This window comes from Rhizobium sp. Leaf453 (assembly GCF_001425605.1).
GTDB lineage: Bacteria > Pseudomonadota > Alphaproteobacteria > Rhizobiales > Rhizobiaceae > Pararhizobium.
Window position 1 is genome coordinate 478,170 of record NZ_LMRG01000023.1, and the last position, 26,876, is coordinate 505,045.

At 59.4% G+C, this 26,876-nt stretch carries 27 protein-coding genes; 13 read left to right on the plus strand and 14 right to left on the minus strand.

Annotated elements, in window-relative coordinates; translation table 11 throughout:
* Window positions 1-28: 28 nt before the first annotated feature.
* Window positions 29-1,237 carry a zinc metallochaperone GTPase ZigA gene (gene zigA, locus ASG68_RS20360; protein WP_062580911.1) on the minus strand — a complete coding sequence of 403 codons (1,209 nt, stop codon included), beginning with the start codon at window positions 1,235-1,237 and terminating at the stop codon, window positions 29-31.
* A gap of 88 nt (window positions 1,238-1,325) precedes the next feature.
* Entirely contained in the window at window positions 1,326-2,312 is a 987-nt protein-coding gene (gene znuA / locus ASG68_RS20365) for a zinc ABC transporter substrate-binding protein ZnuA (RefSeq protein WP_062580427.1), read from the minus strand.
* Between the two features lie 106 nt (window positions 2,313-2,418).
* Between znuA and ASG68_RS20370 the strand changes: the two genes are divergently transcribed.
* The 4 genes from ASG68_RS20370 to ASG68_RS20385 are packed head-to-tail and all read left to right on the plus strand — an operon-like array spanning window position 2,419 to window position 6,988.
* Window positions 2,419-3,342 carry a metal ABC transporter ATP-binding protein gene (locus tag ASG68_RS20370; RefSeq protein WP_062580430.1) on the plus strand — a complete coding sequence of 308 codons (924 nt, stop codon included), beginning with the start codon at window positions 2,419-2,421 and terminating at the stop codon, window positions 3,340-3,342.
* On the plus strand, window positions 3,335-4,162 hold the full coding sequence (znuB, locus tag ASG68_RS20375; protein ID WP_062580432.1) for a zinc ABC transporter permease subunit ZnuB: 828 nt from the start codon (window positions 3,335-3,337) through the stop codon (window positions 4,160-4,162). Before ASG68_RS20370 ends, znuB begins: the two co-directional genes overlap by 8 nt.
* The gene (locus ASG68_RS20380; RefSeq protein ID WP_062580434.1) at window positions 4,159-4,560 is read left to right on the plus strand and encodes a Fur family transcriptional regulator; all 402 of its coding nucleotides are present in this window, start codon (window positions 4,159-4,161) and stop codon (window positions 4,558-4,560) included. Before znuB ends, ASG68_RS20380 begins: the two co-directional genes overlap by 4 nt.
* A 49-nt stretch (window positions 4,561-4,609) precedes the next feature.
* Window positions 4,610-6,988, plus strand: coding sequence for a heavy metal translocating P-type ATPase (locus ASG68_RS20385; protein WP_082478181.1), 2,379 nt, complete (start codon window positions 4,610-4,612; stop codon window positions 6,986-6,988).
* Window positions 6,989-6,993: 5 nt separating this feature from the next.
* Here the strand turns inward: ASG68_RS20385 and ASG68_RS20390 are convergent, their stop codons facing one another.
* Complete coding sequence (locus tag ASG68_RS20390) at window positions 6,994-7,524, minus strand: gamma carbonic anhydrase family protein (RefSeq protein WP_062580437.1); 531 nt, start codon at window positions 7,522-7,524, stop codon at window positions 6,994-6,996.
* A 299-nt stretch (window positions 7,525-7,823) separates the two neighbouring features.
* A complete protein-coding gene (locus ASG68_RS20395) occupies window positions 7,824-8,027 on the minus strand; it encodes a hypothetical protein (protein WP_062580440.1) in 204 nt (67 codons plus the stop codon).
* A gap of 291 nt (window positions 8,028-8,318) precedes the next feature.
* Here ASG68_RS20395 and ASG68_RS20400 point away from each other — a divergent pair, with 291 nt between their 5' ends.
* The 4 genes from ASG68_RS20400 (at window position 8,319) to dusA (ending at window position 10,432) form a co-directional block, all read left to right on the plus strand.
* Entirely contained in the window at window positions 8,319-8,567 is a 249-nt protein-coding gene (locus ASG68_RS20400; RefSeq protein WP_156373744.1) for a hypothetical protein, read from the plus strand.
* Window positions 8,564-8,791: a hypothetical protein gene (locus tag ASG68_RS31545; RefSeq protein ID WP_156373745.1), complete on the plus strand. Its 228-nt coding sequence runs from the start codon at window positions 8,564-8,566 to the stop codon at window positions 8,789-8,791. The genes ASG68_RS20400 and ASG68_RS31545 overlap by 4 nt, the downstream gene beginning before the upstream one ends.
* A gap of 26 nt (window positions 8,792-8,817) precedes the next feature.
* The gene (locus ASG68_RS20405; RefSeq protein WP_062580914.1) at window positions 8,818-9,060 is read left to right on the plus strand and encodes a DUF982 domain-containing protein; all 243 of its coding nucleotides are present in this window, start codon (window positions 8,818-8,820) and stop codon (window positions 9,058-9,060) included.
* A gap of 271 nt (window positions 9,061-9,331) precedes the next feature.
* Window positions 9,332-10,432: a tRNA dihydrouridine(20/20a) synthase DusA gene (dusA, locus tag ASG68_RS20410; RefSeq protein ID WP_062580445.1), complete on the plus strand. Its 1,101-nt coding sequence runs from the start codon at window positions 9,332-9,334 to the stop codon at window positions 10,430-10,432.
* Window positions 10,433-10,567: 135 nt separating this feature from the next.
* Here dusA and ASG68_RS20415 read toward each other — a convergent pair whose 3' ends face one another.
* A complete protein-coding gene (locus ASG68_RS20415) occupies window positions 10,568-10,780 on the minus strand; it encodes a cold-shock protein (RefSeq protein WP_018324555.1) in 213 nt (70 codons plus the stop codon).
* Between the two features lie 468 nt (window positions 10,781-11,248).
* On the opposite strand from ASG68_RS20415, the gene ASG68_RS20420 reads away from it, so the two are divergent.
* The gene (locus ASG68_RS20420) at window positions 11,249-11,827 is read left to right on the plus strand and encodes a J domain-containing protein (protein ID WP_062580447.1); all 579 of its coding nucleotides are present in this window, start codon (window positions 11,249-11,251) and stop codon (window positions 11,825-11,827) included.
* A gap of 17 nt (window positions 11,828-11,844) precedes the next feature.
* On the opposite strand, the gene ASG68_RS20425 is transcribed toward ASG68_RS20420, so the two are convergent.
* From ASG68_RS20425 to uvrB, 4 genes are all read right to left on the minus strand, one after another.
* Window positions 11,845-12,267 (minus strand): hypothetical protein, encoded by a 423-nt coding sequence (locus tag ASG68_RS20425; RefSeq protein WP_062602563.1) that lies wholly within the window; start codon window positions 12,265-12,267, stop codon window positions 11,845-11,847.
* A 542-nt stretch (window positions 12,268-12,809) separates the two neighbouring features.
* Window positions 12,810-13,832 (minus strand): hypothetical protein, encoded by a 1,023-nt coding sequence (locus ASG68_RS20430; protein WP_062580452.1) that lies wholly within the window; start codon window positions 13,830-13,832, stop codon window positions 12,810-12,812.
* A 27-nt stretch (window positions 13,833-13,859) separates the two neighbouring features.
* A complete protein-coding gene (locus ASG68_RS20435; protein WP_062580454.1) occupies window positions 13,860-14,357 on the minus strand; it encodes a hypothetical protein in 498 nt (165 codons plus the stop codon).
* Between the two features lie 509 nt (window positions 14,358-14,866).
* Complete coding sequence (gene uvrB, locus ASG68_RS20440) at window positions 14,867-17,980, minus strand: excinuclease ABC subunit UvrB (RefSeq protein ID WP_062580457.1); 3,114 nt, start codon at window positions 17,978-17,980, stop codon at window positions 14,867-14,869.
* 260 nt (window positions 17,981-18,240) lie between these two features.
* Here uvrB and ASG68_RS20445 point away from each other — a divergent pair, with 260 nt between their 5' ends.
* Together ASG68_RS20445 and ASG68_RS20450 are read left to right on the plus strand one after the other, a co-directional pair.
* On the plus strand, window positions 18,241-19,131 hold the full coding sequence (locus ASG68_RS20445; protein ID WP_156373746.1) for a hypothetical protein: 891 nt from the start codon (window positions 18,241-18,243) through the stop codon (window positions 19,129-19,131).
* Between the two features lie 102 nt (window positions 19,132-19,233).
* Window positions 19,234-20,235 (plus strand): DUF3137 domain-containing protein, encoded by a 1,002-nt coding sequence (locus ASG68_RS20450; protein WP_062580461.1) that lies wholly within the window; start codon window positions 19,234-19,236, stop codon window positions 20,233-20,235.
* Between the two features lie 139 nt (window positions 20,236-20,374).
* On the opposite strand, the gene ASG68_RS20455 is transcribed toward ASG68_RS20450, so the two are convergent.
* Complete coding sequence (locus tag ASG68_RS20455; protein WP_062580463.1) at window positions 20,375-20,629, minus strand: YMGG-like glycine zipper-containing protein; 255 nt, start codon at window positions 20,627-20,629, stop codon at window positions 20,375-20,377.
* A gap of 155 nt (window positions 20,630-20,784) precedes the next feature.
* Window positions 20,785-22,065 (minus strand): GGDEF domain-containing protein, encoded by a 1,281-nt coding sequence (locus ASG68_RS20460; RefSeq protein WP_062580464.1) that lies wholly within the window; start codon window positions 22,063-22,065, stop codon window positions 20,785-20,787.
* Window positions 22,066-22,619: 554 nt separating this feature from the next.
* Between ASG68_RS20460 and ASG68_RS20465 the strand changes: the two genes are divergently transcribed.
* Window positions 22,620-22,973, plus strand: a complete 354-nt coding sequence (locus ASG68_RS20465; RefSeq protein ID WP_062580466.1) for a DMT family protein — start codon at window positions 22,620-22,622, stop codon at window positions 22,971-22,973.
* Window positions 22,974-23,119: 146 nt separating this feature from the next.
* On the opposite strand, the gene ASG68_RS20470 is transcribed toward ASG68_RS20465, so the two are convergent.
* The 3 genes from ASG68_RS20470 to ASG68_RS20480 all read right to left on the minus strand — a co-directional run bounded on the left by ASG68_RS20470 (window position 23,120) and on the right by ASG68_RS20480 (window position 24,685).
* Complete coding sequence (locus ASG68_RS20470; protein WP_062580470.1) at window positions 23,120-23,707, minus strand: hypothetical protein; 588 nt, start codon at window positions 23,705-23,707, stop codon at window positions 23,120-23,122.
* 29 nt (window positions 23,708-23,736) lie between these two features.
* Window positions 23,737-24,117, minus strand: coding sequence for an acyl-CoA thioesterase (locus ASG68_RS20475; protein ID WP_062580472.1), 381 nt, complete (start codon window positions 24,115-24,117; stop codon window positions 23,737-23,739).
* 94 nt (window positions 24,118-24,211) lie between these two features.
* On the minus strand, window positions 24,212-24,685 hold the full coding sequence (locus ASG68_RS20480) for a hypothetical protein (protein WP_156373747.1): 474 nt from the start codon (window positions 24,683-24,685) through the stop codon (window positions 24,212-24,214).
* Window positions 24,686-24,848: 163 nt separating this feature from the next.
* On the opposite strand from ASG68_RS20480, the gene ASG68_RS20485 reads away from it, so the two are divergent.
* Window positions 24,849-26,663, plus strand: coding sequence for a methyl-accepting chemotaxis protein (locus tag ASG68_RS20485; protein WP_062580916.1), 1,815 nt, complete (start codon window positions 24,849-24,851; stop codon window positions 26,661-26,663).
* The last annotated feature ends 213 nt before the right edge of the window (window positions 26,664-26,876 follow it).

A 26,876-nucleotide genomic window follows, 5' to 3' on the forward strand; every position in this document is an offset into this window, starting at 1 on the left:
CGCCATGCGGCGGGTCGATGGACTTTCTCTACTGTCGTGCCGCGGCGGACCAACTGGCGAATGGGTCCGGCAGGTTTCGCCAAAGATGCGGCATGAAAGCCTCGTCCCCGACCAGGCACTTATCCAGTTCCGCCTCCAGAACCTTCTGGTCCATGGGATCCTCGCCGATGAAGACGATCTCCTGACGGCGATCACCCCAGACGGGGTCGAGATAGGGTTTCATCATTGCCAGGAACCCAGGATCATCTGGCCATTGCGCCTTCGGCACCGCCGACCACCACAGTCCCATCTTCGACGTTCTCACCATCGGCCCGGCCTGACTGATCTCGCCGGCATGGTGCGGACGGGTTGCCAGCCAGAAGAATCCCTTGGCGCGCACGACGCCCGGCCATGGGCGATGGACGAATGCGTGGAACCGCTCGGGATCGAACGGCTTCTTTGCCCGGTAGACGAAAGAGCGGATGCCATACTCTTCTGTCTCTGGGACATGGTCCTTGAAACCGTGCAATTCCTTGTACCACAGCGGATGCTGCTCTGCCTTTGCCATGTCGAAAAGACCGGTGCCGAGAATATCCCGTAGGCCGACCTTGCCGAAATCCGTCTCGATCAATCTCGCATCGGCATTCAGGCCCGCGATGATCTTTCGCGCAGCGTCCAGTTGCTCGGGGGAGGCGCTGGCGATCTTGTTGAGGATCACGACATCGGCAAATTCGATCTGCTCGACCAACAGGTCAACCAGCGTCCGCTTGTCGCCATCCCCGGCCGTTTCGCCACGATCGGCTAGGAAGTCCGCAGAGGCATAATCGGCAAGTAGGTTGGCGGCATCGACGACTGTCACCATCGTATCGAGGCGGGCGACATCCGACAGGCTGGCGCCGGTTTCGTCGCGGAACTCGAAGGTGGTGGCGACCGGCAAAGGCTCGGCGATCCCTGTCGATTCGATCAGCAGATAATCGAACCGGTCCTGCCGTGCAAGATTGCGCACCTCGTTCAGGAGATCGTCGCGCAATGTGCAGCAAATACAGCCATTGGTCATCTCGACGAGTTGTTCTTCTGTGCGAGAGAGATTGGCGCCACCGTCACGCACCAGTGCCGCGTCGATGTTGACCTCGCTCATGTCGTTGACGATGACGGCGACGCGCAAGCCGTCACGGTTGTGAAGAACGTGATTGAGCACCGTGGTCTTGCCGGCTCCGAGAAAGCCGGAGAGCACGGTGACGGGAAGTTTGTCGGACATCGATTGATCCATAATGTTATATTATTACATTCAGCGCCCCAAAAAAGGCGGGCAAACTGCCCGCCTCGCGCGCTCCGTTGACTTGGCCTTAGCTCCCCGAGGACAGGCAGGATTTAAGGGATGCGCCGATCGATTCCATCATCTGGAAATAGAGCTCCGGCCCGGCATCCAGCGTTCCTGCTTCGGGGTCGAGGGTTCCAGACTTGGCCTGCGTGCCTTCCAGAACGACATTGACGAGCTTCGGTTCGAACTGCGGTTCGGCGAAGACGCAGGTTGCTCCAAGTTCCTCGATCTTGGCGTGAATCTCCGACAGACGCTGCGCGCCGGGCATGGTTTCGGGGCTGACGGTGATCGAACCCGCGACCTTCACATGATAACGGTGCTCGAAATACTGGTAGGCGTCGTGGAATACGATGAACGGCTTGTCCTTGATAGGGGTAACCGTCTCCTCGATCGTCTTGTCGAGCTTGTCCAGGCGGCCATTCAGCGCCTCGAGATTGGCCTTGTAGGTAGCGGCATTGCCGGAATCAGCCTCTGCCAGCGTTTTCTCTATTTCGGCGGCCATCGCTCTGGCATTGGCGGGATCGAGCCAGAGGTGCATGTCGTATTCACCCTCATCGTGATGATGAGCTTCTTCACCGGAATGGGCATCTTCGGCGCCATGTGCATGCTCATCGCCGTCATCATGCGCCTCGAACGCTCCACCTTCGCGAAACTTGAGCTTTTCAAGGCCCGGCGCATCGTCGAGTTCGACGATCTTGGCGTCGCTTCCCAGCGTTTCGAGCGGCTTTTCAAGGAAAGCTTCCAGCCCGTGACCGACCCAGAAAACGATGTTGGCCTGTTCCAGTGCCGAGGCATTCGAGGGCTTCATGCTGTAGGTGTGCGGGGAGGCGGCCCCCTCGACGATCAGCGACGGCTTGCCGACACCCTGCATGATCGATGCGACGAGGGAGTGGATCGGCTTGATCGACACGACCACATTCGGTGCTTCTGCATGGGCGGCGCCGGCGATCAAAAGCTGGAATGGGGCAAACAGCAGGGAGGATGCGAGGAGGAGAAATTTTTTCAGGTTCATGCGGGGGGACTCCTGTCTTGTAAATCAATGTAATGTTATTACATCAATTGCGTTATGCTATAACGTGTGGCATAGCGGCTGGCAACTCCTCATCCGGATTTTTTCGATGCTGAATTTTCAGAAGACGGCCCAGACGCCACTCGTCACGCTCAGCAATGCCGGCGTGCGCCGCAATGGCCGCTGGCTGGTGCGCGGCGTCGAGTTTTCTATCAATCGCGGCGAGATCGTCACGCTGATCGGCCCGAACGGTTCAGGCAAGTCCACGACTGCGAAAACCGCGATCGGCGTCATGAAGCCGGACGAAGGCTGGGTCGAGAAAAAGCCCGGTCTGAAGGTCGGCTATGTGCCGCAGAAGCTTGCGATCGACTGGACATTGCCGCTGACCGTCGAGCGCCTGATGACCCTGACCGGACCGCTGAAGGGCCGCGAGATCGAGGAAGCGCTGCATTCGACCGGCATTTCCCATCTCGCCCGCGCCGAGGTGCAGCATCTCTCGGGCGGCGAATTCCAGCGGGCATTGCTTGCCCGCGCCGTTGCCCGCAAGCCCGATCTGCTGGTGCTCGACGAGCCGGTCCAGGGCGTCGATTTTTCCGGTGAGATCGCGCTTTATGACCTCATCAAGTCGATCCGCAACCAGACCGGCTGCGGCATTCTGCTGATTTCCCATGATCTGCATGTCGTCATGGCCGAGACCGATACTGTGATCTGCCTCAACGGTCATGTCTGCTGCCGTGGCACGCCGCAAATGGTCAGCCGCAGCCCGGAATATCTGCGCCTGTTCGGCAGCCGTGCCGCCCAGACGCTGGCCGTCTACAGCCATGACCACGATCACACCCATCTGCCGGATGGCCGGGTGCTGCATACCGATGGCTCCATTACCGAGCATTGCCATCCGGGCGACGGTCATCATCACGGCGACCACGATCATGACCACGTTCATGGCCCGAATTGCGGTTGTGGCTTCAAAAGCCGATTGCAGGGTTATGATGACAAGCTGTCCGGCGTGAGCGAGGAGCAAGACCGTGTTTGATGATTTCTTCACCCGCGCACTGATTGCCGGCATCGGTCTTGCCGTCACCGTCGGCCCGCTCGGCTGCTTCGTCATCTGGCGCCGCATGGCCTACTTCGGTGATACGATGGCCCATTCCGCTTTGCTCGGCGTCGCGCTTTCGCTGCTGCTGGATCTCAATCTGATGCTCGCCGTCTTCATCGTCGCTGCCGCGGTTTCTCTGCTGCTGTTGCTGCTGCAGAAGCGCGGTGCGCTGTCTACGGATGCGTTGCTCGGCATTCTCTCCCATTCTGCGCTTTCGATCGGCCTCGTCCTGGTCGCCTTCATGACCTGGGTGCGGATTGACCTGGTCGGCTTCCTGTTCGGCGATATTCTTGCGGTGTCCGAGGCGGATATCGACCTGGTCTGGGGCGGCGGTATCCTGGTCTTGGCGGCGATCGTCTATCTCTGGCGGCCGCTCTTGGCCTCGACCGTCAATCCCGAGCTTGCCGAGGCCGAGGGGCTACGGCCTGAGCGGGCGCGCCTCTATTTCATGCTTTTGATGGCGCTGGTGATCGCGATCGCCATGAAGATCGTCGGCATCCTGCTCATTACGTCGCTGTTGATCATTCCGGCCGCCACAGCGCGGCGTTTCGCAACATCGCCGGAAATCATGGCAGTGCTGGCCTCCGTGATCGGCGTGCTGGCCGTGACCGGCGGCCTGTTCGGATCGCTGCATTTCGATACGCCATCCGGGCCGTCGATCGTGGTTGCGGCCATGGGGCTTTTCGTGCTCAGTCTGCTGCCATTCGGCCGTAGCACGGAGACAGCCGTTCATTCATCGCATGGAGGACATCACTGATGGCGCCGCAATTGACGAAGAACCAGTCGCTGGTCCTCGATGCGCTCAACCATGCGGATGGGCCGCTCAGCGCGTACACGATCCTCGACAAGCTCCGCGACCACGGTTTTCGGGCGCCGCTGCAGGTCTACCGGGCGCTCGACAAACTGCTGGAATTCGGGCTGATCCACCGGCTGGAAAGTATGAATTCCTTCGTCGCCTGCACCCATCCCGATCATCACCACCATGATCATGGCGTCACGGCCTTTGCGATCTGCGAGGATTGCGGCCAGGTGACCGAAATGCACGATACAGCCATGGAGGAGCGCCTCTCCGTTCTCGCCGGCAACCAGCATTTCAAGACCGAGAAGACGACGATCGAGATTCGTGGCCACTGCCAGAACTGCACCAGCGCGTAGCGCGCGACGGACGCGGTCGCTGTTTTATTCCAGCCATTGAGGTTCATCCGTGAACAATCACGATTCGGTCGCCGATTTTCTGTTCTCAGCCCACGCGCACGGGCATGATGCCGCAGATGAAAGACGCGAAGAGGTCGTGACCGCGATTGATCCCGTCTGCGGCATGACCGTCAAGCTGAACGCTGGCAAGCCCAGCCTTGATTATAACGGTACTACTTACCACTTCTGCAGCCAGCGCTGCCACGACCGCTTTGGTGCCGATCCGTGGTTCTTTCTCTCCGGTCATGCCCGCAACAAGCCGAAGGTTGTCAGGAAGGCGACGCAGTACACCTGCCCGATGGACCCGGAAATCGTCCGCGATTCGCCCGGAGCATGTCCGATCTGCGGCATGGCGCTGGAGCCCATGGGGGCGCCGGTGGATGGTCCGAACCATGAACTGCTCGACTTCACCCGCCGCTTCTGGGTGAGCCTGGCCTGCGCTGTTCCGCTGGTCATTCTCTCGATGGGACCCATGCTTGGCTTGCCGATCCGCGAGTGGATTGGTGGCCGCGTATCGTCCTGGTTGGAACTTTTGCTTGCCACACCCGTCGTGCTTTGGGCGGCAAAACCCTTTTTCCATCGCGGCTGGGTTTCGGTACGGACGGGCCACTACAACATGTGGACGCTGATCATGCTCGGCGTCGGTGCCGCTTATCTTTACAGCGTTGTTGCGACAGGGTTTCCGCATCTGTTTCCGACGGAGCTTGGAGGCCATCACGGAGATGTCGCCGTCTACTTCGAGGCCGCGACGGTCATTGTCGCGCTCGTCTTTCTCGGTCAAATCCTCGAACTCAGGGCGCGGGCACGCACCGGCGACGCGATCCGGGCGCTGATGAACCTGGCGCCGAAGACGGCCCGCCGCATCCAGCCTGACCGTACGGAGCAGGATGCGCCGCTGGAAAACATCCTATCCGGGGATTTCGTCCGCGTACGTCCCGGCGAAGCCGTCCCCGTGGACGGTATTGTTCTTGAAGGCCGGTCCAGCGTCGACGAAAGCCTGATCAGCGGAGAGCCGGTGCCGGTCGAAAAGGCCACTGGCTCCAGGGTGACCGGCGGTACCATCAATCGCAACGGTACGCTGGTCGTTCGTGCCGACAGGGTCGGAAGCGATAGCGTGTTGTCACAGATCGTCAACATGGTAGCGGCGGCCCAGCGGTCGCGTGCGCCGATCCAGAAGTTGGCCGACCGGGTCTCCGGCTGGTTCGTTCCGGCGGTCGTCATCATTGCCGTGATGTCCTTTTTTGCCTGGCTCATCCTTGGGCCGGACCCCTCGTTCATCTACGGTCTTGTTGCGGCTGTTTCAGTCCTCATTATTGCCTGCCCATGCGCGCTCGGCCTGGCGACGCCGATCTCGATCATGACCGCGACGGGCAGGGGGGCGCAGTCCGGCGTGCTTGTTCGCGAGGCTGCTGCGCTGGAGCGGCTCGCCGCGGTCGACACGCTGATTGTCGACAAGACGGGCACGCTCACAGAGGGCAAACCGCGCCTGACCGAAGTGCTTGTGCATCCGGACTTCCCCGAGAACAGGCTGCTGATGCTTGCCGCGTCGCTCGAAAGGGCGTCGGAACATCCGCTCGCTGAAGCTATCGTTGCCGGTGCAGAGGCGCGCGGGGTGGTGCTGATGCCTGTCACCGATTTCGAAGCCACCAATGGCAAGGGCGTCGCTGGTCGGGTGCATGGAGATCGGGTTTTGGCAGGCAATGTCGTGATGATGATGAATGCCGGCATTGATACGACCGTTTTCGCCGACCACGCGGAGGGGCTGCGCCGGAACGGCCGGACAGCACTTTATGTCGCCGTCAACGGTCAGCCCGCCGGACTGCTGGCGCTTACCGATCAGGTCAAGCTCAATGCCGTCGAGGCGATCCGGGGGCTACGGGCGGATGGCATCCGGGTGATCATGGCGACCGGCGACAATGCGGTGACGGCCGCTGCGGTGGCGCAAGCACTGGGGATCGGGGAGGTGACCGCGGATCAACTGCCGGAAAGCAAGAAGGCGCTGGTCGAGCGTTTGAGAGCGGAAGGGCGGATCGTCGCCATGGCAGGAGACGGTGTCAATGACGCACCGGCACTGGCAGCCGCGGATGTCGGTATCGCCATGGGCACGGGCGCCGACGTTGCGCTGGAAAGTGCCGGCATGACCCTCCTGAAAGGCGACTTGTCGGGGATCGTTCGGGCTCGTGTGTTGTCGAAGGCAACGCTTTCCAACATTCGTCAGAACCTGCTGTTCGCCTTCGGATACAACGCCATCGGTGTGCCTGTCGCGGCTGGGCTTCTCTATCCCGTTACCGGTTCTCTCCTATCTCCGATGCTTGCTGCCGCAGCGATGAGCCTCTCCTCCGTTTCGGTCGTTGCCAACGCATTGCGTCTGAAGCGCTTAAAACTCTGATCCGATCATTCAATGACGGAAAGCGTGGTGGCAAACAGCTGCCATTTCTTCACATAGCTGTCCGCCGACTTCTTGAGACCCGAGATGGCGGCCTCGTCCAATTGACGAATGGCCTTTGCCGGCGAGCCGACGATGAGGGAGTTGTCCGGGAAAACCTTGCCCTCTGTCACCAGCGCATTGGCGCCGACCAGGCAATTGTTGCCGATGACGGCCCCGTTCAGAATGGTTGCGCCCATGCCGATCAGTGAATTGTCGCCGATCGTGCATCCATGAACGATGGCGCGGTGGCCGATCGTGCAGCCTTCGCCGATGCTCACCGGAAAACCCGGATCGACATGCACGACGACACCTTCCTGAATATTGGTGCGATCACCGATGCTGATCGGCTCGTTATCGCCGCGCAAGACAGCGCCAAACCAGACGCCGGTATCCTTGCCGAGTACGACCTTGCCAATTACGTGAGCATCCGGGGCAATCCAGTAACTACCTCCGGCTGGGGTCTCGGGGCGATCGGGTCCAAGTGCGTATAGCGGCATGGATTATCTTTCTCCTGTGCAGAACGTTGCGCAGACGTCAGACGACGATTGCGGTCCGAAGATAGCATGTTCCCATGGGCCGGAGATTGGTTGCGAAATGTTTTCGTGGCGAATCTGTGCCCGCAGTTTTCCGCGGCGCCCGTGTTGGCCGACGACGCTCGGATTTCAGAAACACAAATCCGGCCAGGCAGAGCCTGGCCGGATCGGATGAAATAAAGGTCATAGGCGGGACAATGGCCGTCACATGACGGTCGCTCGGCAATCAATGCCGGGCAGCTTAACCTTGGCGGGCGGAAACGTTAGCTGCAGGCGTACGCCTGAAGCTGATCGCGCGTCAGGAAGCGAACGCCTGCACGGGAATTGCGTTCGGGATGCGTATATTCCAGGCTGGGAACATCCGGCAATTCCAGCGCCTGACGCACTGTCATGATGCCGACATCACGGCGATCGGTGCCGCGCTTCAAACTGACTTCGACGATGCGGTACAGATTTTCCTCGATCATGTTTTCCACTCCCGTCTTTCGTTTTTTGATTCTGAGACTTTAGTAGTAGCTCCGAAATTGGTTTTTATGAGGCACCTCACTGATTAACATGCCATAGATAAACGAAGAGCAACAGTAGTTTTTCAGCAAATGCCTGGCTTCGTATCGCAATGATACGTGATCGGCAGCATTATTCCGCGCGGGCATGGCATATTTCGAGCAAGCGCTCGTTCGTCGGGCATATTCCCTAATTCAACCGGAACTTTCCTCGTTCAATGGCGTTTTTGCTTCGCAATGGAAAAGGAGCGCATGATGGCAAACGTCAAGAATCTACGAACTGGATTTACCGGCGAACTGGACGATGCAAGCGGCATTGCTACGCGGGCCAAACAGGCGGCGGGTTATGTCCGCGATGAGGTCGGGGCTGTTGCCCGCAATGCGCAGGACCACCCCTCCGCCACGAGCACGGCCCTTCTTGTGTTCGGCGCGGCGGCTTTCGTGGCAGGCTATCTGATAGGCAGTGCATCGGGTGAGGCGGCAACACGAAGAAGTTACTGGTGAATGTTGCATTGCGTCATTTCCACCTTGAATATGACGCGATGCAGCATTATGTTTATCTCATCGCAGCGATTCATCCTCCTCCCGGAAAGCTGCGATCGATCAGCGGTTACCTCCTCCCAACCGTGGATCATTTTCTGAAAGCCTGCCGCACCTCCTCCCGCGGCAGGCTTTTTTCATTCGCCGATTGCCCAACCGGAACCACTTGCGGTATCCTGCGTTTGTGATGGCAAGAAAATCGGAGGAGATGCTCATGCCAACTGCAAAATGGGCCAACCCGGTCGAGGTTGGTTTTGCCCAGGATGGCCCCCAGATGGTCCAGGGGCCATTCGATGCTCTCACCTGCCTGATGGATACCTGGCCCGATGTGCGCGGCCCCCAATATGTCGCCGCACGCAGCTTCTGCCGGGCAGCGCTCGATGGCCGCAAGTCGGCTGAGGAGGCGAGGGAGGTTTTCATTTCCGCTGCGAGGGAAGCAAAGCTTCAGGCGCATTGATCGAAACATATCACCAGACCTGACGACCGCTTTTCTGCGGCGTTGGTCATATTAGGCCGTACGGTGCACCGGGGAAATTTGAATCCGGTGCTAGGTGGCTATATTATTTCGATAGTGCAGCCCGACGCGGCGATCTGAACTCAGGTTGCAAACGTCTCGGGACTATCACTCCCGCACGCGCCTTCCCACCACTCGCTTTTTCCTTGGTTGCGCTGTATATCGGCGCGAAAGTCGGCTTGATGCTGCCTGCAACACACCCGAGACAAGCGATATGACGATGCCATCCGAAGCCACACGGAGAGACAACTGGTATTTCCATGCACCGGCCTTTGCGGTCGCTCCCATGATCGACTGGACGGATCGGCATTATCGTTTCTTTGCCCGGCAACTGTCGAAGCATGCGCTGCTGTACACCGAGATGATCGTGTCCGAGGCGATCCTGCGGGGGGATCGGCAGCGGTTGCTGGGGTTCGATGATGCCGAGCATCCGGTGGCGCTGCAGTTGGGCGGCAATGATCCCGCGAAGATGGCGGAGGCGGCGCGGATCGGCGAACAGTTCGGCTATGCCGAGATCAACATGAATGTCGGCTGTCCGTCGGACCGGGTGCAATCCGGAACTTTCGGTGCCTGCCTGATGCGCGAGCCGGCTGTGGTGGCAGACTGCGTGGCGGCGATGAAGGCGGCGGTTTCGATTCCGGTGACGGTGAAGTGCCGGATCGGGGTCGATGACCAGGAGCCGGAGCTGGCATTGCGGGATCTCGTTTTCCGCGTCATTGAGGCCGGGACGGATGCGGTCTGGGTGCATGCGCGGAAGGCCTGGCTGCAGGGACTGTCTCCGAAGGAGAACCGGGATATTCCGCCGCTGGACTATCCGCTGGTGCATCGGCTGAAAGCGGAAAACCCCAGTCTTTTCATCGGCATCAATGGCGGCCTTGGGACTTTGAATCAGGCCGTTGAGGAACTGAATCAGGATACCAGGCTCGACGGCGTCATGCTCGGCCGCGCTGCCTATCATGATAGTGCCATGTTGACGGGGGTGGATGGATATTTTTCGCATCCGCTGACGGGGGCTGCGCCGATCAACGCGGCCGGCGAAGCCTTCACGGCCAATGGCCACCGGCAGTCGCTGGATTTCTGGGCCGGGGTGCGCGATGCGATGATGGCCTATTCGGCCGGGCATATCGCGTCGGGCGGCCGGCTCATCCATGTCACGCGCCACATGGTCGGCCTGTTCCAGGGCTGGCCGGGTGCGCGGCGGTTCCGGCAGATCCTGTCGACCGACGCGACGCGGGCAGGGGCTGGACCCGAGGTGATCGCCGCAGCTTTCGACGCCATCTTTACGGCTGCCGAGGCAAAGCAGGCGGCGGAATAAACCGGACGGCTCCGATCTTCATCACCCGTCCATCATTGCATGGTTCTCAAGGCCGGGGATGATCGTGCCCCAAGAAAAAAAACGGCGCCCCGAGGGACGCCGTTCAATTTTATCGCGAAGCGATCAGATCGAGGCTTAGGCAGCCTGGATGTTGACAGCCTTCGGGCCCTTGCCCATGCGATCCGGCTCGGTATCGAAGGTGACCTGCTGGCCGTCCTTCAGGGTCTGGAGACCAGCGGCCTGCAGCGCGGAGATGTGAACGAACACGTCCTTGGCGCCGCCTTCCGGCGTGATGAAACCAAAACCCTTGTCCTGGTTGAAGAATTTTACGGTGCCCTTGGTGGCCATGGGAGAAGTCCTTTTTTCCCTCAAATGATGTGTCCTCACCCCTGCCAGGGTGGAGACGTTTTTCTTTCCGGTTGTGTCTTTATCTCGGAAAGCCAGTCGGTGGAGTCACGATAACGGGGAAAGAACGTCTACAGTGCCGTTTTACCGACACGCCCGGATGTCTCCGGGACCATACAGCCAGTCCAGTCTCCGGGATTGAAAACGCCCGAACGCCGAAATATTTGCAGCAAAAAAAGAAAATAGCAAGCGTTTAATCCTGCCATTTCAACCTCCCGTCGATACTGACCGGTCATGCACCAACACCGTGCTTTTGCTCATTTTCGGGGATTTCGCCCGCTGTCCCGTTCCGACCACAATTTGGTCCCGACCATGACGGAAAAGGGAGCGGTGGGCATCGCCGCTTCGGGGTTGATGCCGGCCCGGCGACGCGGTAGGTCGGGTGGTGCGAAGGCTGGAATGAGGTAGGCTGTGATCGATCCCTATGAAACGCTCGGTGTCGGGCGCGACGCAGACGAGCAGGCGATCAAGGCGGCCTGGCGCAAGACCGCCAAGACCGCCCATCCCGACAGCGGCGGCGATACCGAGGCCTTCGGCCGGCTGCAGGCCTGCTACGACCTCCTGAAGGACCCCGTCCGCCGCAAGGTCTACGACAATACCGGCTATGATCCGCAGCTGGCCGACCCGCGCGACCTGCAGGGCATTTTGCGGCTGGAAACGCTGGTCAACGACTTCATCCTCGACGAGCGCGAGCCCGGCAGCTTCGATCCGGTCGCCGCCATGCGCCGAAAACTGTCCGACGACATCGTCAAGAGCCGCTTCCATATTCTCGAACTGGAACGCCACCGCGCCCGCGTCCGCCAGCATATCGACCGGCTGGGTCGCCGTCCGTCTGCCGATATCCTCGGTTCGATGCTGCGCACCCGCTCCCAGTCCATCGCCGACGCCATCCGCAGCGCGGAAGCGCAGATCGAGGCGATCGAGCAGGCGTATATGATGCTGGAAGGCTATTCCTACGAGCTGGAACTGCTGGAAGAGGCGGCGGAGTAGGGCGGAGCGCGTCACCGTCAAAGCCGTTTCCATGCTTCCATGGCCGCTGGCAGGTCCGGCAGCCGCGGGACCCGGCTGCCGTCGATGCGATACCATCTTGGCAAGGCCGCATGCAGCCAGTGGCCGCGCGGCTGGACGCGGCGGACAAGCTCGAAGACCAGCACCAGATAGGCATTGGACAGCGCCTTGCCGGTCTTGGAGATGATGTCGAGCTTGGACTGCTCGAAGCGCACACACGTCTCCAGCAGGCGATCGTAGAATTTTCGCCTGGGTGCGTCGAGCCTTGCCAGGCACGGCGGGGCAAGCGGCGTTTCGCTGCAGCAGCGGCCGAGCCTGCGGCAGGCGGGCCGGTTGCAGCGCTCGACCGGCAGCAGCACTTCCATGATGCGGGCCGGCAGCTGTGCCTGCGCGTGGACCTTCGGGTTCAGGTGATACATCATGGCGCTTCTCCTGTCGGGCGGACGTGTCTGGTGGACGCGACGATGCGGTCACGCGGCCGCAGCGGTCCGTGTCATGCCTTATTCTGCTCCTCTGGCCGTAGCCTCGGGGGGCCTTTCGCCGGCGGATGGCCGGCAATCGGACGCGGCGCTCGCGAGAGCCTCGTTGGGTAATGGGAAAGTGGCTCTCGCCAGCGCCCCGTTCGGCGGTTTTTGCCCACGCACTTTTTCCACTACGGCCTGATCGGCCCTCTGTGCATCGCACGCCCGCAGCAGCAACAGCCTGCGGAGGGGAAATTTCGCCTGGACCCCGGCTCTGGGGACGTCCGTCCTTCCCCCAAACCCGGCGCCGGCCCCACCTCGCTGCCACGGCTGGCAGTGTATCCGTGGCGGGACGGGAGGATTATGGCATGGGGGATTGGGGCGGGGATTTGCGGGGATGAGTTATACATACTTACCGCACAATATAAATTATCATGCAATATACGATGAAATTCCCCAAAATTGCTTTATATTAAGTAACTCTATCTGCTGGATTGTGGCGTTTATTTTACCTCAACAGCACAGTACGTTCCAAGAGTTGTGGCATCTTCGGCGTTAAAATTTCCTTGACAATCGGGGCAAGTAATTTCGCCTTCGTAAGCAATTCTAAGATTTTTACAATGTGGACAAAGAAGAAGATACTGCTCAAGCGCCTCTTCTATGCTAGAATCCGACATTACCGCCACAGCAAGACGGGGATCGACGATGCCATACAGATATTGTGGCCTATTGCCTGGATTTGGCACTTCACCAATTTTTATTACCGCTCCAGAATTCTGCCATTTTTGGGCCTTCGCACGAGCGGCTTGCCCTGAGATTCTGAAAATCTCGCTAGCCAAAATGCTGATGGTGAAGTTTAGTGCGTGAACTTTTTTAAGTTCCGCCATCTGCGCTCCATAAAGCTCGCGAGCCCTCTCAACAGAAAAAGCGATGATTCCTGATTTTACAGTGCGAAATGGAATTTTTTCTCCGAATGACCCCGCACGTGTGTGTTCGTCAACTATCTTCTTGCTAATTCTGATAAGGTCTCGAGGTGATCCGTGAGCGAAATGCGCGAGCATCTTATGAACGTCATAGTTCGCATCTCCGGACAATAACTCATCAAACCGACTAACTTTCCCATCGGAATATGTTTCGATTCTTCTGCTAAGAACTTTTTCAAGTTCCGCCGCAGACCAATCCAAAGAATATTCAATCAATCTATCAGGTCTACCTCCTGCAGACTGATAATATTCCTTTGTTTGATCCCATAAAAAGAATTTGAAGGCGACGCCTTGAGTTTCAAGCAATGGAAGGTCAATCAGAATTGACTCCAGAAACTGAAACGCTCTCTCTGCGTCGTTGGCTGTAAATGTCAGCTCGTCTACTCTGTCTATCAAAATATAGATAGACGAATATGACGTTTTTGTTAGAAAATTTACTATTGAATCAAATTTAAACCTGATTGATTCTTCAATTTTCTTGGATTCTGCCTTTTCAATTTCAAGTTTCCCAATGCTGAATCGCGCGGATATGGCATTTATCAATCCCGTAAAAGTACCGCCATATTTTTTTCATATATCGGCAAACTTATCTTGCACAGATTTTATAGATGCCAAGCTTTCGTGAAATTTTTCGGCAGAGATGTTTCCAAGCATCTCTTGGCACAAAATTAAAATAAGCTTTCTATCATGTTCTGGAATATCATCCTTATTAATTTCCTTGTTTTCTATCATCAACAACGCCGCGATCAATAAGCTGCGTGTGATGTTTTCCAGATGATATTCGCTCGTCCCGCTCCTGGACGTGGCGTTCGGAAATTTATCATATGTTATGCAGAGGAAATCGTGTTGACTACGGCTCTTTTCTTCAATCATAATTTTTTGAGCAGTCTTGCCACCACCGCGAGGGGCAAAAACGATGTTACTCTTGGGGGATTTGGGATCACCAACGACTGCGGGGAAAAAAGGCGGCTGCACGAAATAACGTCCGATCAAAGGTTCGTCGGCCGCGTTGGTAGACGCAAACGGGTCGCTTGAGAAACCGAGCGTAGCAAGAAATTCAATCGACACCGCTTATTCACTCCCCCAAACAATATTGAAGCAATTTAGAATAGAAAAATTGTGCAAGACAGGCACGAAGATGCGTTGTCCACGAGAAATCTTTGATATGTGGGAACCGGCGTAAGTTATTTGCGTTTGGCCGATCTCCATCGGCGATATAGTGATCGCGTCTCAAGTGACCGCCCCCTTGGTGAGGCCCTTGCGCTTCTGTTCGACTTCGCCCTTCTGGGGCGGGCTCCGATCTTGCCGCGGATGAGGGGCGGGTGCGTTGACGTCAGGCGTTGGGCACAGGCCCCCTCACCAAGTTCGCCTCGCCAATCGGCTGCGCCTCTTGGGGCGAACTATCCTCTCCCACCAAGGGAGAGGTAGGGGCTCCGCGTTTGTGGTGGCCTCTTGTTTCAATGTGGGTGTTCGGCGGGTTACCTCTCCCTTGGTGGGAGAGGAAGCAATTTCAACTCTTAGCTTCAGCTAAGTGTTAGAAATTGCAGGTGAGGGGATACGCCGGAGTTTGCCGTCGCTCACTGTCCCGGCCGGCCCGTCTTGCCCTTGGTGCGGCCCTTGCGCTTCTGTTCGCCTTCGTCCTCGTAGGAGCCGGCGCCGATCTTGCCGCGGATGAGGGGGCGGGGATCGGAGTCGGTCTGCCCCGCCCTTAAGCTCCTCCTTGCGTCGTCGCTGGCGGGGACCCCGGGTTCCGGCTGGCCTTCGAGCAGGGGGGAGAAGCGCTTCTTGCTGGACAGGGTTTCGGACGGGCGGGACGGCACGGTTCCGGCGACCGGCTTTTCGGTACGGCCGACGGTCATTTCGTCGAGCGTGTTCTTGCGGAACAGGGATTTGCCGGCGGGCGTGGCGACGTCGCGGCCCATGTCGTCGAGGGCGGGTTTGGTGAAGAGGGTGGCTTTACCCTCCCCTTGAGGGGGAGGGTCGGACCGGAGGTCCGGAGTGGGGTGATCTTCGGCGACACCCAAGGGATCACCCCCACCCGCAGCTTCGCTGCGACCTCCCCCCTCAAGGGGGAGGTGAGTGTCGCCGCGTTTGCCCTTTTTGCCCGAACCTTCCATCGCCTTCGCCGCATTGTTTTGCGTCCCTGTCCGGCCTTCGGCCGTCCGCGCCTCTTGCCGTGCCATCGGATCATCCATGACGGCGAGTTCGGCGGCTTTGAGGCGTTTGATTTCGTCGCGCAGGCGGGCGGCGGTTTCGAAGTCGAGGTCGGCGGCGGCGTTGCGCATCTGCTTTTCCAGCGCTTCCAGATGGGCGGCGAGGTTGTTGCCGACCAGGCTGGTGATGCCGCCCTTGACGCCCTTGATGCCGATATCGGCGCGGACATGGTCCTTCTCGTAGACGCTATCGAGGATGTCGGAAATCTTCGCCTTGACCGATTCCGGGGTGATGCCGTTGGCCTCGTTGTAGGCCACCTGCTTTTCGCGGCGGCGGGAGGTTTCCTCCATGGCGCGCTGCATCGAGCCGGTGATCTGGTCGGCATAGAGGATGACCTTGCCGTCGACGTTACGCGCGGCACGACCGATGGTCTGAACGAGGGACGTTTCCGAGCGCAAAAAGCCTTCCTTGTCGGCATCGAGGATGGCGACGAAGCCGCATTCGGGAATGTCGAGGCCCTCGCGCAAAAGGTTGATGCCGACGAGCACGTCGAAGGCGCCGAGACGCAGGTCTCGGATGATCTCGATGCGCTCCAGCGTGTCGATATCGCTGTGCATGTAGCGGACGCGAATACCCTGTTCGTGCAGGTATTCGGTGAGGTCTTCGGCCATGCGCTTGGTGAGCACTGTGACGAGGGTGCGGTAGCCGGCCTGGGCGGTCTCGCGGATTTCGCCCAAGACGTCGTCGACCTGGGTCTTGGCCGAGCGGACTTCGACCGGCGGATCGATCAGGCCCGTGGGGCGGATGACCTGTTCGGCAAAGACGCCGCCGGACTGTTCCAGCTCCCAGGCGGCCGGGGTGGCGGAGACGGCGATCGTATCCGGGCGCATGGCGTCCCATTCCTCGAAGCGCAGCGGCCGGTTGTCCATGCACGACGGCAGGCGGAAACCGTATTCGGCCAGCGTCGCTTTTCTTCTAAAGTCTCCTCGATACATGCCGCCGATCTGGCTGACGGAGACGTGGCTTTCGTCGATGAACAGCAGGGCATTGTCGGGGATGTATTCGAACAGGGTCGGCGGCGGCTCGCCGGGCTGGCGGCCGGTAAGGTAGCGCGAATAGTTCTCGATGCCGGCGCAGGAGCCGGTCGCCTCCAGCATCTCGACATCGTAGCGGGTGCGCTGCTCCAGCCGCTGGGCTTCGAGCAGGCGGCCGCCCTTTTCCAATTCGGCGAGGCGGAGCTTCAGCTCTTCCTTGATCGACTTGATCGCCTGGTTAAGCGTCGGGCGCGGGGTGACATAGTGGGAATTGGCGTAGATCTTCACCGATTTCAGATCGTCGGTCTTCTGCCCGGTCAGCGGATCGAACTCGGTGATCGAGTCGATCTCGTCGCCGAACATCGAGATGCGCCAGGCGGCATCCTCAAGGTGGGCCGGGAAGATCTCGATCGTGTCGCCCCTGACGCGGAACGAACCGCGCTGGAAATCCATGTCACGGCGCTTGTACTGCTGGGCGACGAGATCGGCGAGCAGCTGGCGCTGGTCGAGCGTGTCACCGACCGTCATCTGGAAGGTCATGGCGGTATAGGTCTCGACCGAGCCGATACCGTAGATGCAGGAGACCGAGGCGACGATGATGACGTCGTCGCGCTCGATCAGCGAGCGGGTGGCCGAGTGGCGCATCCGGTCGATCTGCTCGTTGATCGAGGATTCCTTCTCGATGAAGGTATCCGAGCGCGGCACATAGGCTTCCGGCTGGTAATAGTCGTAGTAGGAGACGAAATATTCGACCGCGTTGTCGGGGAAGAAGTTCTTGAACTCGGAATAGAGCTGCGCCGCCAGCGTCTTGTTCGGCGCCAGAATGACGGCCGGGCGCTGCGTCGCCTCGATCACCTTGGCCATGGTGAAGGTCTTGCCGGAGCCGGTGACGCCGAGCAGGACCTGGCTGCGATCGCCATTGTTCAGGCCCTCGACGAGATCCTTGATGGCGGTCGGCTGGTCGCCGGCGGGCTCATAGTCGGATTTCATGACGATCTGGATGCCGCCTTCGGACTTTTCCGGCCGGGCGGGCCGGTGTGGCGTCCAGAGCTTGCCGTCCTTGAACAGCGGATTGCCGCTCTCGATCAGGGCGGAGAGAGCCTCGACCGTGGCGGTGACGCTGCCGGAGGCCAACGTACCGGCATCCTCGAGCGAGACGTCGAGGCCGGAGACCGGATTGAGGCCGGCGGCGGCGCGGGTCTTCGGATCGGTGCTGCCGCCCATCGAGGTGCCGCGGCCCGACCGGCTGGCGGTGACGCCGTCCTTGCCGGCCTTGTCCTGTTTGGCCTTCTGGGCAGCGATCTCGACCGTCTTGCGGTGCTTGCCGGCCTTGGAGGCGACGTCATGGCGGGTCTCGATCGTCTCGGCCTCGGCCATGCGCTGCAGTTCTTCGGCCCAGTCGGCGACGTTTGACGACAAAGGGGCGCCTTCGAACGAGGCCTGCGGAGCCTCCCCGAAACCGTCAGGGGCAGGGCGGGCGGATTTTTTCGGTGCTTTCGACATGGTCGGAATATGGAGAGAGTCCGGCCGAAAGGGAAGGGGTGGATGAGTACGAAAAGGCAACGGGAGGCGGCCTACTGCCAGTTTTTGACATTGCTGTTGCGGCGCACCTATATGCGTTCATGGGGCAATCATCCAATCCGAATCCGCGGCCGTTTCAAGCGGAACTCGCTGCTGAGACAAATACGTCAGCCGCCGACGCAGAGACGCTGCGTGCGTTGGCTGACGACTTCAATGCCGCATGGCGGGGGCTGGCGCGCCGAGTGCGGCGTATAACGATTGCCATTGCCGTCCCGGCCGCGCTTGTGATCGGCATCGCCGGCCTCTTCGCCGTCACCGAGGTTGAACGGCGTTTCGGGCCGGGCGGGCTGTTTCCCACCGTGGCCGGTGGTTTCGCCCTTTGGCTGCTGCTCATATTATCGCTGAAGGTTTTGACTGGCGAGCCGATCCGGCTGCTGGAAATAGCGTTTCGGCGTGATCTCGCGCCAAGCCTGTTTCCGTTTGTCGCGCGTTTCCAATTTTATGACGGAGGCCGTCCGTCGGAGATGGAACGCCTCTCACGCACGCGGCTGTTCACCTTTCTCGACAGTACGCACAGTCGAACGCTGACGGGCGCATTTGAAGGCTTGCCATTTGTGATGACGCGGGCCGCGCTCGTTCGCGGTCGCGTCAAGGTCGCGGGGATAAATCGGCAGATGAACGCCTTCGAGGGCGTTGTCGTTCGTCTTCCGCCGCCGGTTGCTTTCAGCGGAACATTGCTCCTGCGTTCGCATGCGCCAGACGGCTTTCAGCTGCCGCCGGATCCCGTTCGAGGGAAAGGCCAACTGGTCAAGAGCGGAGACGCCGAACTCGACAAGCGTGTTACTCTTTACAGCGATCGCCCGGACGTGCATGTGTCGGCCTTGGCCAAGCTTCGGCAAGCGACGGTTGCCATGATGGATTCGGGTGCTTACCCGCGGGTTCACCTGGCCATCACTGGCGAGGACTGTTTCGTGCTGCTGGCGTGTTCTCGCGGACTTTTCGAATTGCCGGGCCTCGGCAGGCCTGTCCATGTCGAGCGTGACCTGCTGCCCATTGCCGCCGATCTCAGGAATATCCTGTCAGACGCAAGGGTGCTGCGTGGCGCCGTCGCTCAATCGCCGCCACCGAACTGACCGTGTATTCTGACCCCTGTTCCATCGTGTTAGCATGGCTGCCAGATGAGGCACCGCGAATTAATTTCGCTGTACAGACGTCTTCGACCGGGAGGCTTTGTCATGAGCGATCAGGCATTCGATGAAAAGACCGTGATGCCGGACGAGGCGGCGTTTCAGGCGGTGCGCTCGGCAATCGGCGATTACAACGATGCCAGGCCTGGGCTGGAGCGGGCGATGCACTGGCGGCTTACGCTGATCATGGGCATCTATACCGTCCTCGCGGTGGTGGCTTTTTTCGCGCTAGTCAGCGAGATCGGCTGGGGTGACGGGCTGGGCGCGGTGATCGCCATCCTGTTCGGCATCGGCTGGGGCCTCTACAATCTCTGCATGAAGCCTGTCTGGGACTTTCAGCAGAACCTGCGCAACCGCATGCTGCCGCTGATCTTCGGCTTTGTCGACGAGATGCGGTACAGCAAGGGGCTCAAACCGCGTTTCATGGAGAAGTTTCCAAAGCCGGCGTTGTTGAAATACGGCGTGGCCGAACATGACGATGCGATTTCGGGACAGCATGACGGCATGCATTTCATGCTGTCGGAGGCGGAACTGAAGACCGGCGGCAAGAACAAGACGACACTGTTCGACGGAGTGATCTTCCACTTCTATCTCGACCACCCGTTTCCCGGTATCCTGGCGGCGGCCAAGCGGCCCACCGGCTTCCAGAAATTCGCGCAGGAGCTTTTCGGTACGGGTGACCTGCGCATCATCGACAGCGGCGATCCGATGATCGACGGCACGCACGAGTTCCGCACTGACAATACCACCGCCGCGCGCCCGTTGATCGAGGGACCGCTCGTCAAGGCGCTCGACTATCTCTCCAGCGTCTGGCGCGACGATGTCGTGCGCATCGCGCTCTCCAACCACGAATGCTTTCTGCTGGTGCCGACCAAGAAGAATTTCTTCGAACTGCCTGCCATCGCCCATGACATCGATTTCGACAGGCACGTCGCGCCGATGATCCGCGATCTGGTCACGCTGCTGGTGACCGCGCGGCTGGTCAGCCGGATTGGCGTGGAGAAGACCGCCGATGCGACAGCTGGTGTCGGGGAGGCAGGGCCGAGGTGAGCAAACATGGTTTCGGCACGGCCTTTGCCGGGTCACCTAGAAATTCGGTATCAGCCCGCGTGAATTTCCAAGGCGGTCGCGGTGGCAAGGGAGTCTGGCTCCCGCTTTTGCCACCGCTAACCGGTGAAAGCGAATTGCCTCAGCGGCAGCGCGCCTCGAAGCGGCGGCCATAGCGATCGCGGTAGATGCAGTAGCCGGCGCGGTCGCGCGAATTGCCGATCAAGGCACCGATCGTGCCGCCGGCGACGGCGCCAATGGCTGCACCACCCCAGCTGTCCGACACGACACCACCGATGATCGCGCCGGTTCCGGCTCCGATAGCAGCGCCTTTCTCCGTCTGCGTGCAGGACGCAAGGCTGGCAACAATTCCCAGTACAATGACAAGCTTTTTCATTTTTTTGCCCTTTGTTTCAACCTGAGCATTTCATTCTGTCCATGCTGCAATGAAAGTCCAGCGTCTTCTTGGCTATCTATTGTCATCGGCTCGCATTTTGCCATAGGCCGCGCTTTCGCGGCGTGAATATTCAGCACTCTTTCGTAAGAAGACAGTTACCCCTCACCAATGTCCGACCGATAGACAACCGAGCGATTGCGTCCGTTTTCTTTCGCCCGATACAGCGCCATGTCTGCTCGGTGCTGAAGCTTTTCGGTCGAGATGACTTCGGTGTCAGGGGACGCAACGGCAATTCCGATACTCACAGTCACATAGGGAATGACGCCGGATGTCGGATTTGGAAGCGCAGCCGCTTCAACCTCGCTGCGAATTCGTTCGGCAACCGTGACCGCATCCCGTTCGCCGGAACCGGGCAGCATGACCAGAAACTCCTCCCCGCCATACCGGGACACCTGGTCGATCCCGTCCCGCAAGCAACGGCGAATGATATTGGCGACTTCGACGAGGCTGCGGTCCCCCTCAGCATGCCCGAGACTGTCGTTCAGCCGTTTGAAGTGGTCGATATCACACATCAGGATCGCTACTTGCCTTGTCTTGTTTGAGCTCTCCGTCCAGAAGCGGTCGAGGGACTCGCTCATGGAACGCCGGTTGGCGACCCCAGTCAGGGGGTCCGTGCCGGCGAGAAATTCCAGTCGCTTGTTTGCGTCGATGAGATCCGCAAGACGACTGCGGTCGCGCAACTCCAGCAGGAAAGTCTTGTGAGCCAGGATGTTCGCAGTCCTTCTCGCGGCCACGGTTGCGATAACGCCAATCGAGAAGAACAGGAAGTCCGACAAAGCGCTGCCGATCGTGATATTTGGATTCCGTAGCTGAAACGTCATGTAAAGCCCCATCGCAAAAGCGCCGATCGCCACGGCAAACTCGATCTGCACGGGAAATATGATGATGGCGGTAACGGCGACGAACAGCATGATTGTTAAATGTCGTTCGTAAAATTCGGCACCTGCATCGTATCCCCAGAAGGCGAGGGATACGAGGATTGCGAAGAGGCCGGAGAGGATCAAAACTCTCTTCATCCAAAGGGATGGAAGTTCGACAAAGACGACGGCCGTTGTGACGGCCACAGGAGGAACGATCGATGCTGGAAACAGCATCTTCCAGACGATGTCGGCTGGAAGGAGTAACATATTGATTCCCAAAGCCAATGCATCGATAACAGCAACCCACATGAACCACGCGCGAATGATCTTGGAGGCCTGCGGCCAGGAACGTTCGCGGAAGAGATCGGCCAATTTGCTGTTGAGGCGAATGTTACGCGTTCGTCCCGCAAGCAGGCGCTCAACTTCTGCTGTAATGGCCGGATCAAGCCGTTCGGGGATGTTCCTCGAAAGCCATTCAGATGATGTGACGGAATTTGCAGTTTTTTTCGCGTCCATGTTGCATCTGTAGCATAAGCGGGCACGGGTAATCCACTGCGCTCCTTTTGAGCGTTACCTCCGTTGCGATGTGCCGGTTCGGGACGGATTTGGCTTCGGGATGCCGGGCATCATGAAAAGGCGCGCTGCCAATTCCATGGACGAAAGCGATGCGCATGACACGACAAAAGTGGTGCGCTTACCCACGGCTTTCGGAAATCACTCCGGGGTGAGACGAAACGGTCGTCAAGGTCGAACGAAGTCTCTTCGTTACATGGATCGAGCGAGCCATTCATAACGACGAGATTTCGGTCATGAAACGGCAACCATTCTTGTTATGGCTGTCGCTAACCGTGTTGATCGATTGATCTCTGGCGGGCTGTGGCGGCATGAGCCAGCCGTCCCTCGGGCGGCGCAGGGTGCGTGATGTTCACTCGCCGTTTTCAGTGAGGTCAAGGTTCACGCATGGTCGGCAGGGAGGGCCGATGACCACGCGGTGCCCGCAATCGCGCTTGAACTGGCGGAAGACGGCTGTACATGCTGCGCGCGTTACTCCATTTCTCAGGGATTCGCCCATGCCATTTTCGCTGAACGCGGCCGCCGTCTGGCCGATCCTGCTGCTGCTCCTGTCCAATGTCTTCATGACCTTCGCGTGGTACGGGCATCTGAAATACACGTCTTCGCCACTTTACATGGCCATCGTCGCCAGCTGGGGCATCGCCTTTTTCGAATATTGCCTCGCCGTGCCAGCGAACCGGATAGGTCATGAGGTCTATACGGCGGCGCAATTGAAGACGATGCAGGAGGTGATCACGCTGGTGGTGTTCGCCGGCTTCTCCGTTTTCTGGCTGAAGGAATCTCTGACTTGGAACCATGCCATTGGTTTTTGCCTGATCGCCGGTGGTGCTGCCTTCGTCTTCAAGGGGTAAATTTACGTAACGTTTCGATTAGTCCGCAGAATTGCCAGCCCGTCCGGTAAAATGCCAGATGGGTTGGCATTTTGCCGGACGGGCTGCGTGATCCCATGGAACCGCACCGAATTAACGGGAGCGCAACCGGCATTTTGCGGCGGCGCTCAATCCAGCAGATCGAAGGCCCGAAAGATCCAGATGACCTGATAGGCAAGACCGGTGATCAGGAAGACGGCGTGGAAGCGGCGGTTCGGGGTGATCGCGGCGATGATGCAAAGTGCGATGTAAGCGGTGTTTCGCAGCGGATATTCCAGGCCGTAGGAGAGAAAATAGGCTTTCCCCTTCACGGCGGTGTCAACGAGATCCACGGCATAGGCAAGTGCCAGAAAGCCGAAGAACCAGGCCCGCCGCGACATGAAATAGTGTTCGTAGCCGCTGTAATCCTCCATCGTTGTCGGAAACAGCAGGACGCAGAGAAAGAAGAAGATGCAGCAATAGGTGATGACGAACAGGTAGACGCTGAAATCGATCACCGGCACCGAATGCAGCCGATATTCCCACCACCAGAAATAGATCAGGAACAGGAACATGAAGAGCACCCAGCCAAGGTGCAGCCAGTAGATTTTGGTTTTGCCGGGATGCTGGACGAAGATGGCGAGACCGCTCAGCAGCCGTGCCATCGAAAGGCTGATGACCATGCCCATGACGACGCGGATATGGGAGAATATCTGCGGATCGATCGGTTGCTCCATGGCCTGGCTCCCTGGCTGTCAGGTTGTTTTCACGCTTCCGTCGGGACCGGCTTGGGATGTCCGTTCTCGTCCAGCGCCACCATGACGAACAGCGCGTCCGTGACCTTGTCCATGCGGTCGGAGAGGTAACGCTGCGCCCAAGCCTCGACCTTCAGCGTCATCGACGTGCGGCCGACCTTGACGACATCGGTATAGATGCAGAGCGTATCGCCGATCTTCACCGGCATTTCGAAGGCCATTTCCTTCACCGCGGCGGTGACGACGCGGCCGCGGGCGCGCTCGGCGGCGCGGATGCCGCAGGACAGGTCCATTTGCGCCATGACCCAGCCGCCGAAAATATCGCCGGCGGCATTGGCATCGGCCGGCATAGCGAGGGTCCGCAAGGTCAGGTCGCCGTTGGGCTTGGTCATTTTCCATCGTCTCCGTTTGGGTCGATGTAACCCGAGGCGGTGTCATCGGAAAAGGCCCCTTGCGGAAATATCCGTCAGTCCCGCGACGCGACGGTCATTCCGGGCAGGACTTGCGAACGATTGCGAAGGCTTTAGACGAACCGGCGAGCTTGAAGTCATCGGGGCCGTATTTGCCATCGGTGCTCCTGGCTGTAATCCGGTCCCCGGTCTTCAGGAGTTCGATGATCCGGTCTGACATGGTGGGGTAGGCGGCCAGCGCGCCATCATCCGCTTCGTAGAGCATTTTAAGCGAGACGGTTTCATTCGGCGTAATCCAGTCCACCACGAAGCGGCTGTTGCCTTCCGGTTCAATGTCCCGGTACGGGATGTAGCGCAGCGAGATCTTTTCCTTGCCCCCGCATTCGATCAGCAGTTCGCTGCGTTTGTCCGCGACGCCTGTGCAGATGGAGGCCATCATCGTGCCCACACCGGAATCGCCGCTCTCCCATCTGTCGCACGTCTCTGCGGCCCGGACAGCGGAAGAGAGAACCAGCGCAACTACCGCCCTGGCAAGGATTTTACGGTTCATGACAACTCCCGATGCTGTTCGGCCTCGAACGGATACGTCCTGTGATTGAGTCTTAGCAGAAGGTTAAGTAAAGCACATCAATTTTAGCGGTTTCTTGTTAGGGAGTTGGAAAATTCCCGCCCGTATCTTTCTCCCTACTAAGATTTGAGGGGGATTGGGCCTGATGAAGCATTTTCGTATTTCCGTGCGTCTTTATGCCTTGGTGGCCTTGGCGCTTGTAACGATGGCAGCCGTGATGACGCTCGGCCTGTTCCAGGAGCAGGACAAGCTCGTGGCGCAGCGCAAGGCGATGCTGGAGGCCATGAACGAGAACGCGGTGACCGTTTTCGAAGCCTATTACAAGCAGCAGCAGGCGGGCACGCTGAGCGAAGCGGACGCGCAGGCACGTGCCATCGAAGCCATCAGCGCGATGCGTTATCAGGGCAACGGCTATTTCTGGATCAACGACATGCATCCGAAAATGGTGATGCATCCGATCAAGCCGGCGATGAACGGGACCGATCTCACCGAAAACAAAGACCCGAACGGCAAGCATCTGTTCGTCGAGTTCGTCAAGACGGTACAGGCGTCCGGCAAGGGCTTCGTCGATTATTACTGGCCGAAGCCTGGTGCCGAAGAGCCGGTCCTGAAGTATTCGCATGTTGCCGGCTTCAAGCCCTGGGGCTGGGTCGTCGGCACGGGCGTCTATGCGGATGACCTGGCGGCGATGTTCCGCGAAGGTCTCATCCAGGTGGCGGCCATCTGCGCCGTTGCCGCGCTCATCATCCTGCTCGCCGCCTTCTCGATCGTCCGCAGCGTTGTCGGTCCGGTCGAGCGCCTGAAGGCCTCGATGCGCGCCATCGCCGACGAAGACGTGTCGGCCGACGTACCCGAGACCGACCGCAAGGACGAGATCGGCCAGATGGCCAGTGTGCTGGTGGTCCTGCGCGACTCCGTCAAGGAGCGCATCGGCCTGCGCGAGCGCGAGGCCGAACAGCAGAACCGTCTGGACGACGAGCGCCGCAGCAATGAACATCGTCTGCAGTCCGGCGCTCAGGCACAGGCCGATGCCATGGCATCGGTCGGCAGTGCGCTTGAGAAACTGGCGAGCGGCGACCTGACGGCGGAAATCGGCCGGATCGCGCCGGAATATTCCAAGCTGCGTGACGATTTCAACACCGCGGTTACAGCGCTTCGTGGCGTCATCCAGTCGATCGCACAGTCGACCGAAGTGGTCTATGAAAGCGCCGGCGATATTTCGGAAGCTGCCAACAACCTGTCGCGCCGCACCGAGCAGCAGGCCGCTGCTCTGGAGGAAACCGCTGCCGCTCTCGACGAGATCACCTCGACCGTGAAGAGCGCTTCCGACCGGGCTTCCGAAGCCCGCGAAATGGTCAACGAGACCAAGGGAAGTGCTGCCAAGTCCGGTGATATCGTTCGCAACGCGATTGCCGCCATGAGCCGGATCGAAGGTTCCTCCAGCCGCATCAGCCAGATCATCGGCGTGATCGACGAGATCGCCTTCCAGACCAACCTTTTGGCGCTGAACGCCGGCGTCGAGGCGGCGCGTGCCGGTGAGGCCGGCCGAGGCTTTGCCGTCGTGGCACAGGAGGTGCGTGAACTGGCGCAGCGCTCGGCAGGGGCTGCCAAGGAGATCAAGGAACTGATCCGTAACTCCGCCACCGAAGTCGAGACCGGCGTGTCGCTGGTGCGCTCGACCGGCGACGCGTTGATGGAGATCGAAGGTCTGGTCAACCGCGTCAACGAGCATGTCGCATCGATCGCCACGGCAGCGCGCGAGCAGGCGACGGGGCTGGCGGAGGTCAACACCGCCGTCAACAGCATGGACCAGATGACCCAGCAGAATGCCGCGATGGTCGAGGAGACCACGGCGGCGAGCCAGACGCTGGCACAGGAAAGCCGCGAGCTGAAAAGCCTGCTGCAGACCTTCCGCCTTTCCGGTGGCGCAAGCCAGAAGGCCTACAGCCGAGCCGCCTGATCATTCAAAAGACGGAAATGCCGATTGCCCGCGTTCGAAAGGACGCGGGCTTTTTCTTGTTGGGGATAGCAGTTGCGTCTGCTTCGCCCCGAAATCGGACTGTCGATTTCGGGTCACACGCCTTGACCCTGCTCCAATTGCCGCGAGAATGGCACGGTGATTCAAGGTGTTGCACGTGATTTCGCGAAAGCGCGAATGGCTTCACCCAAGGGG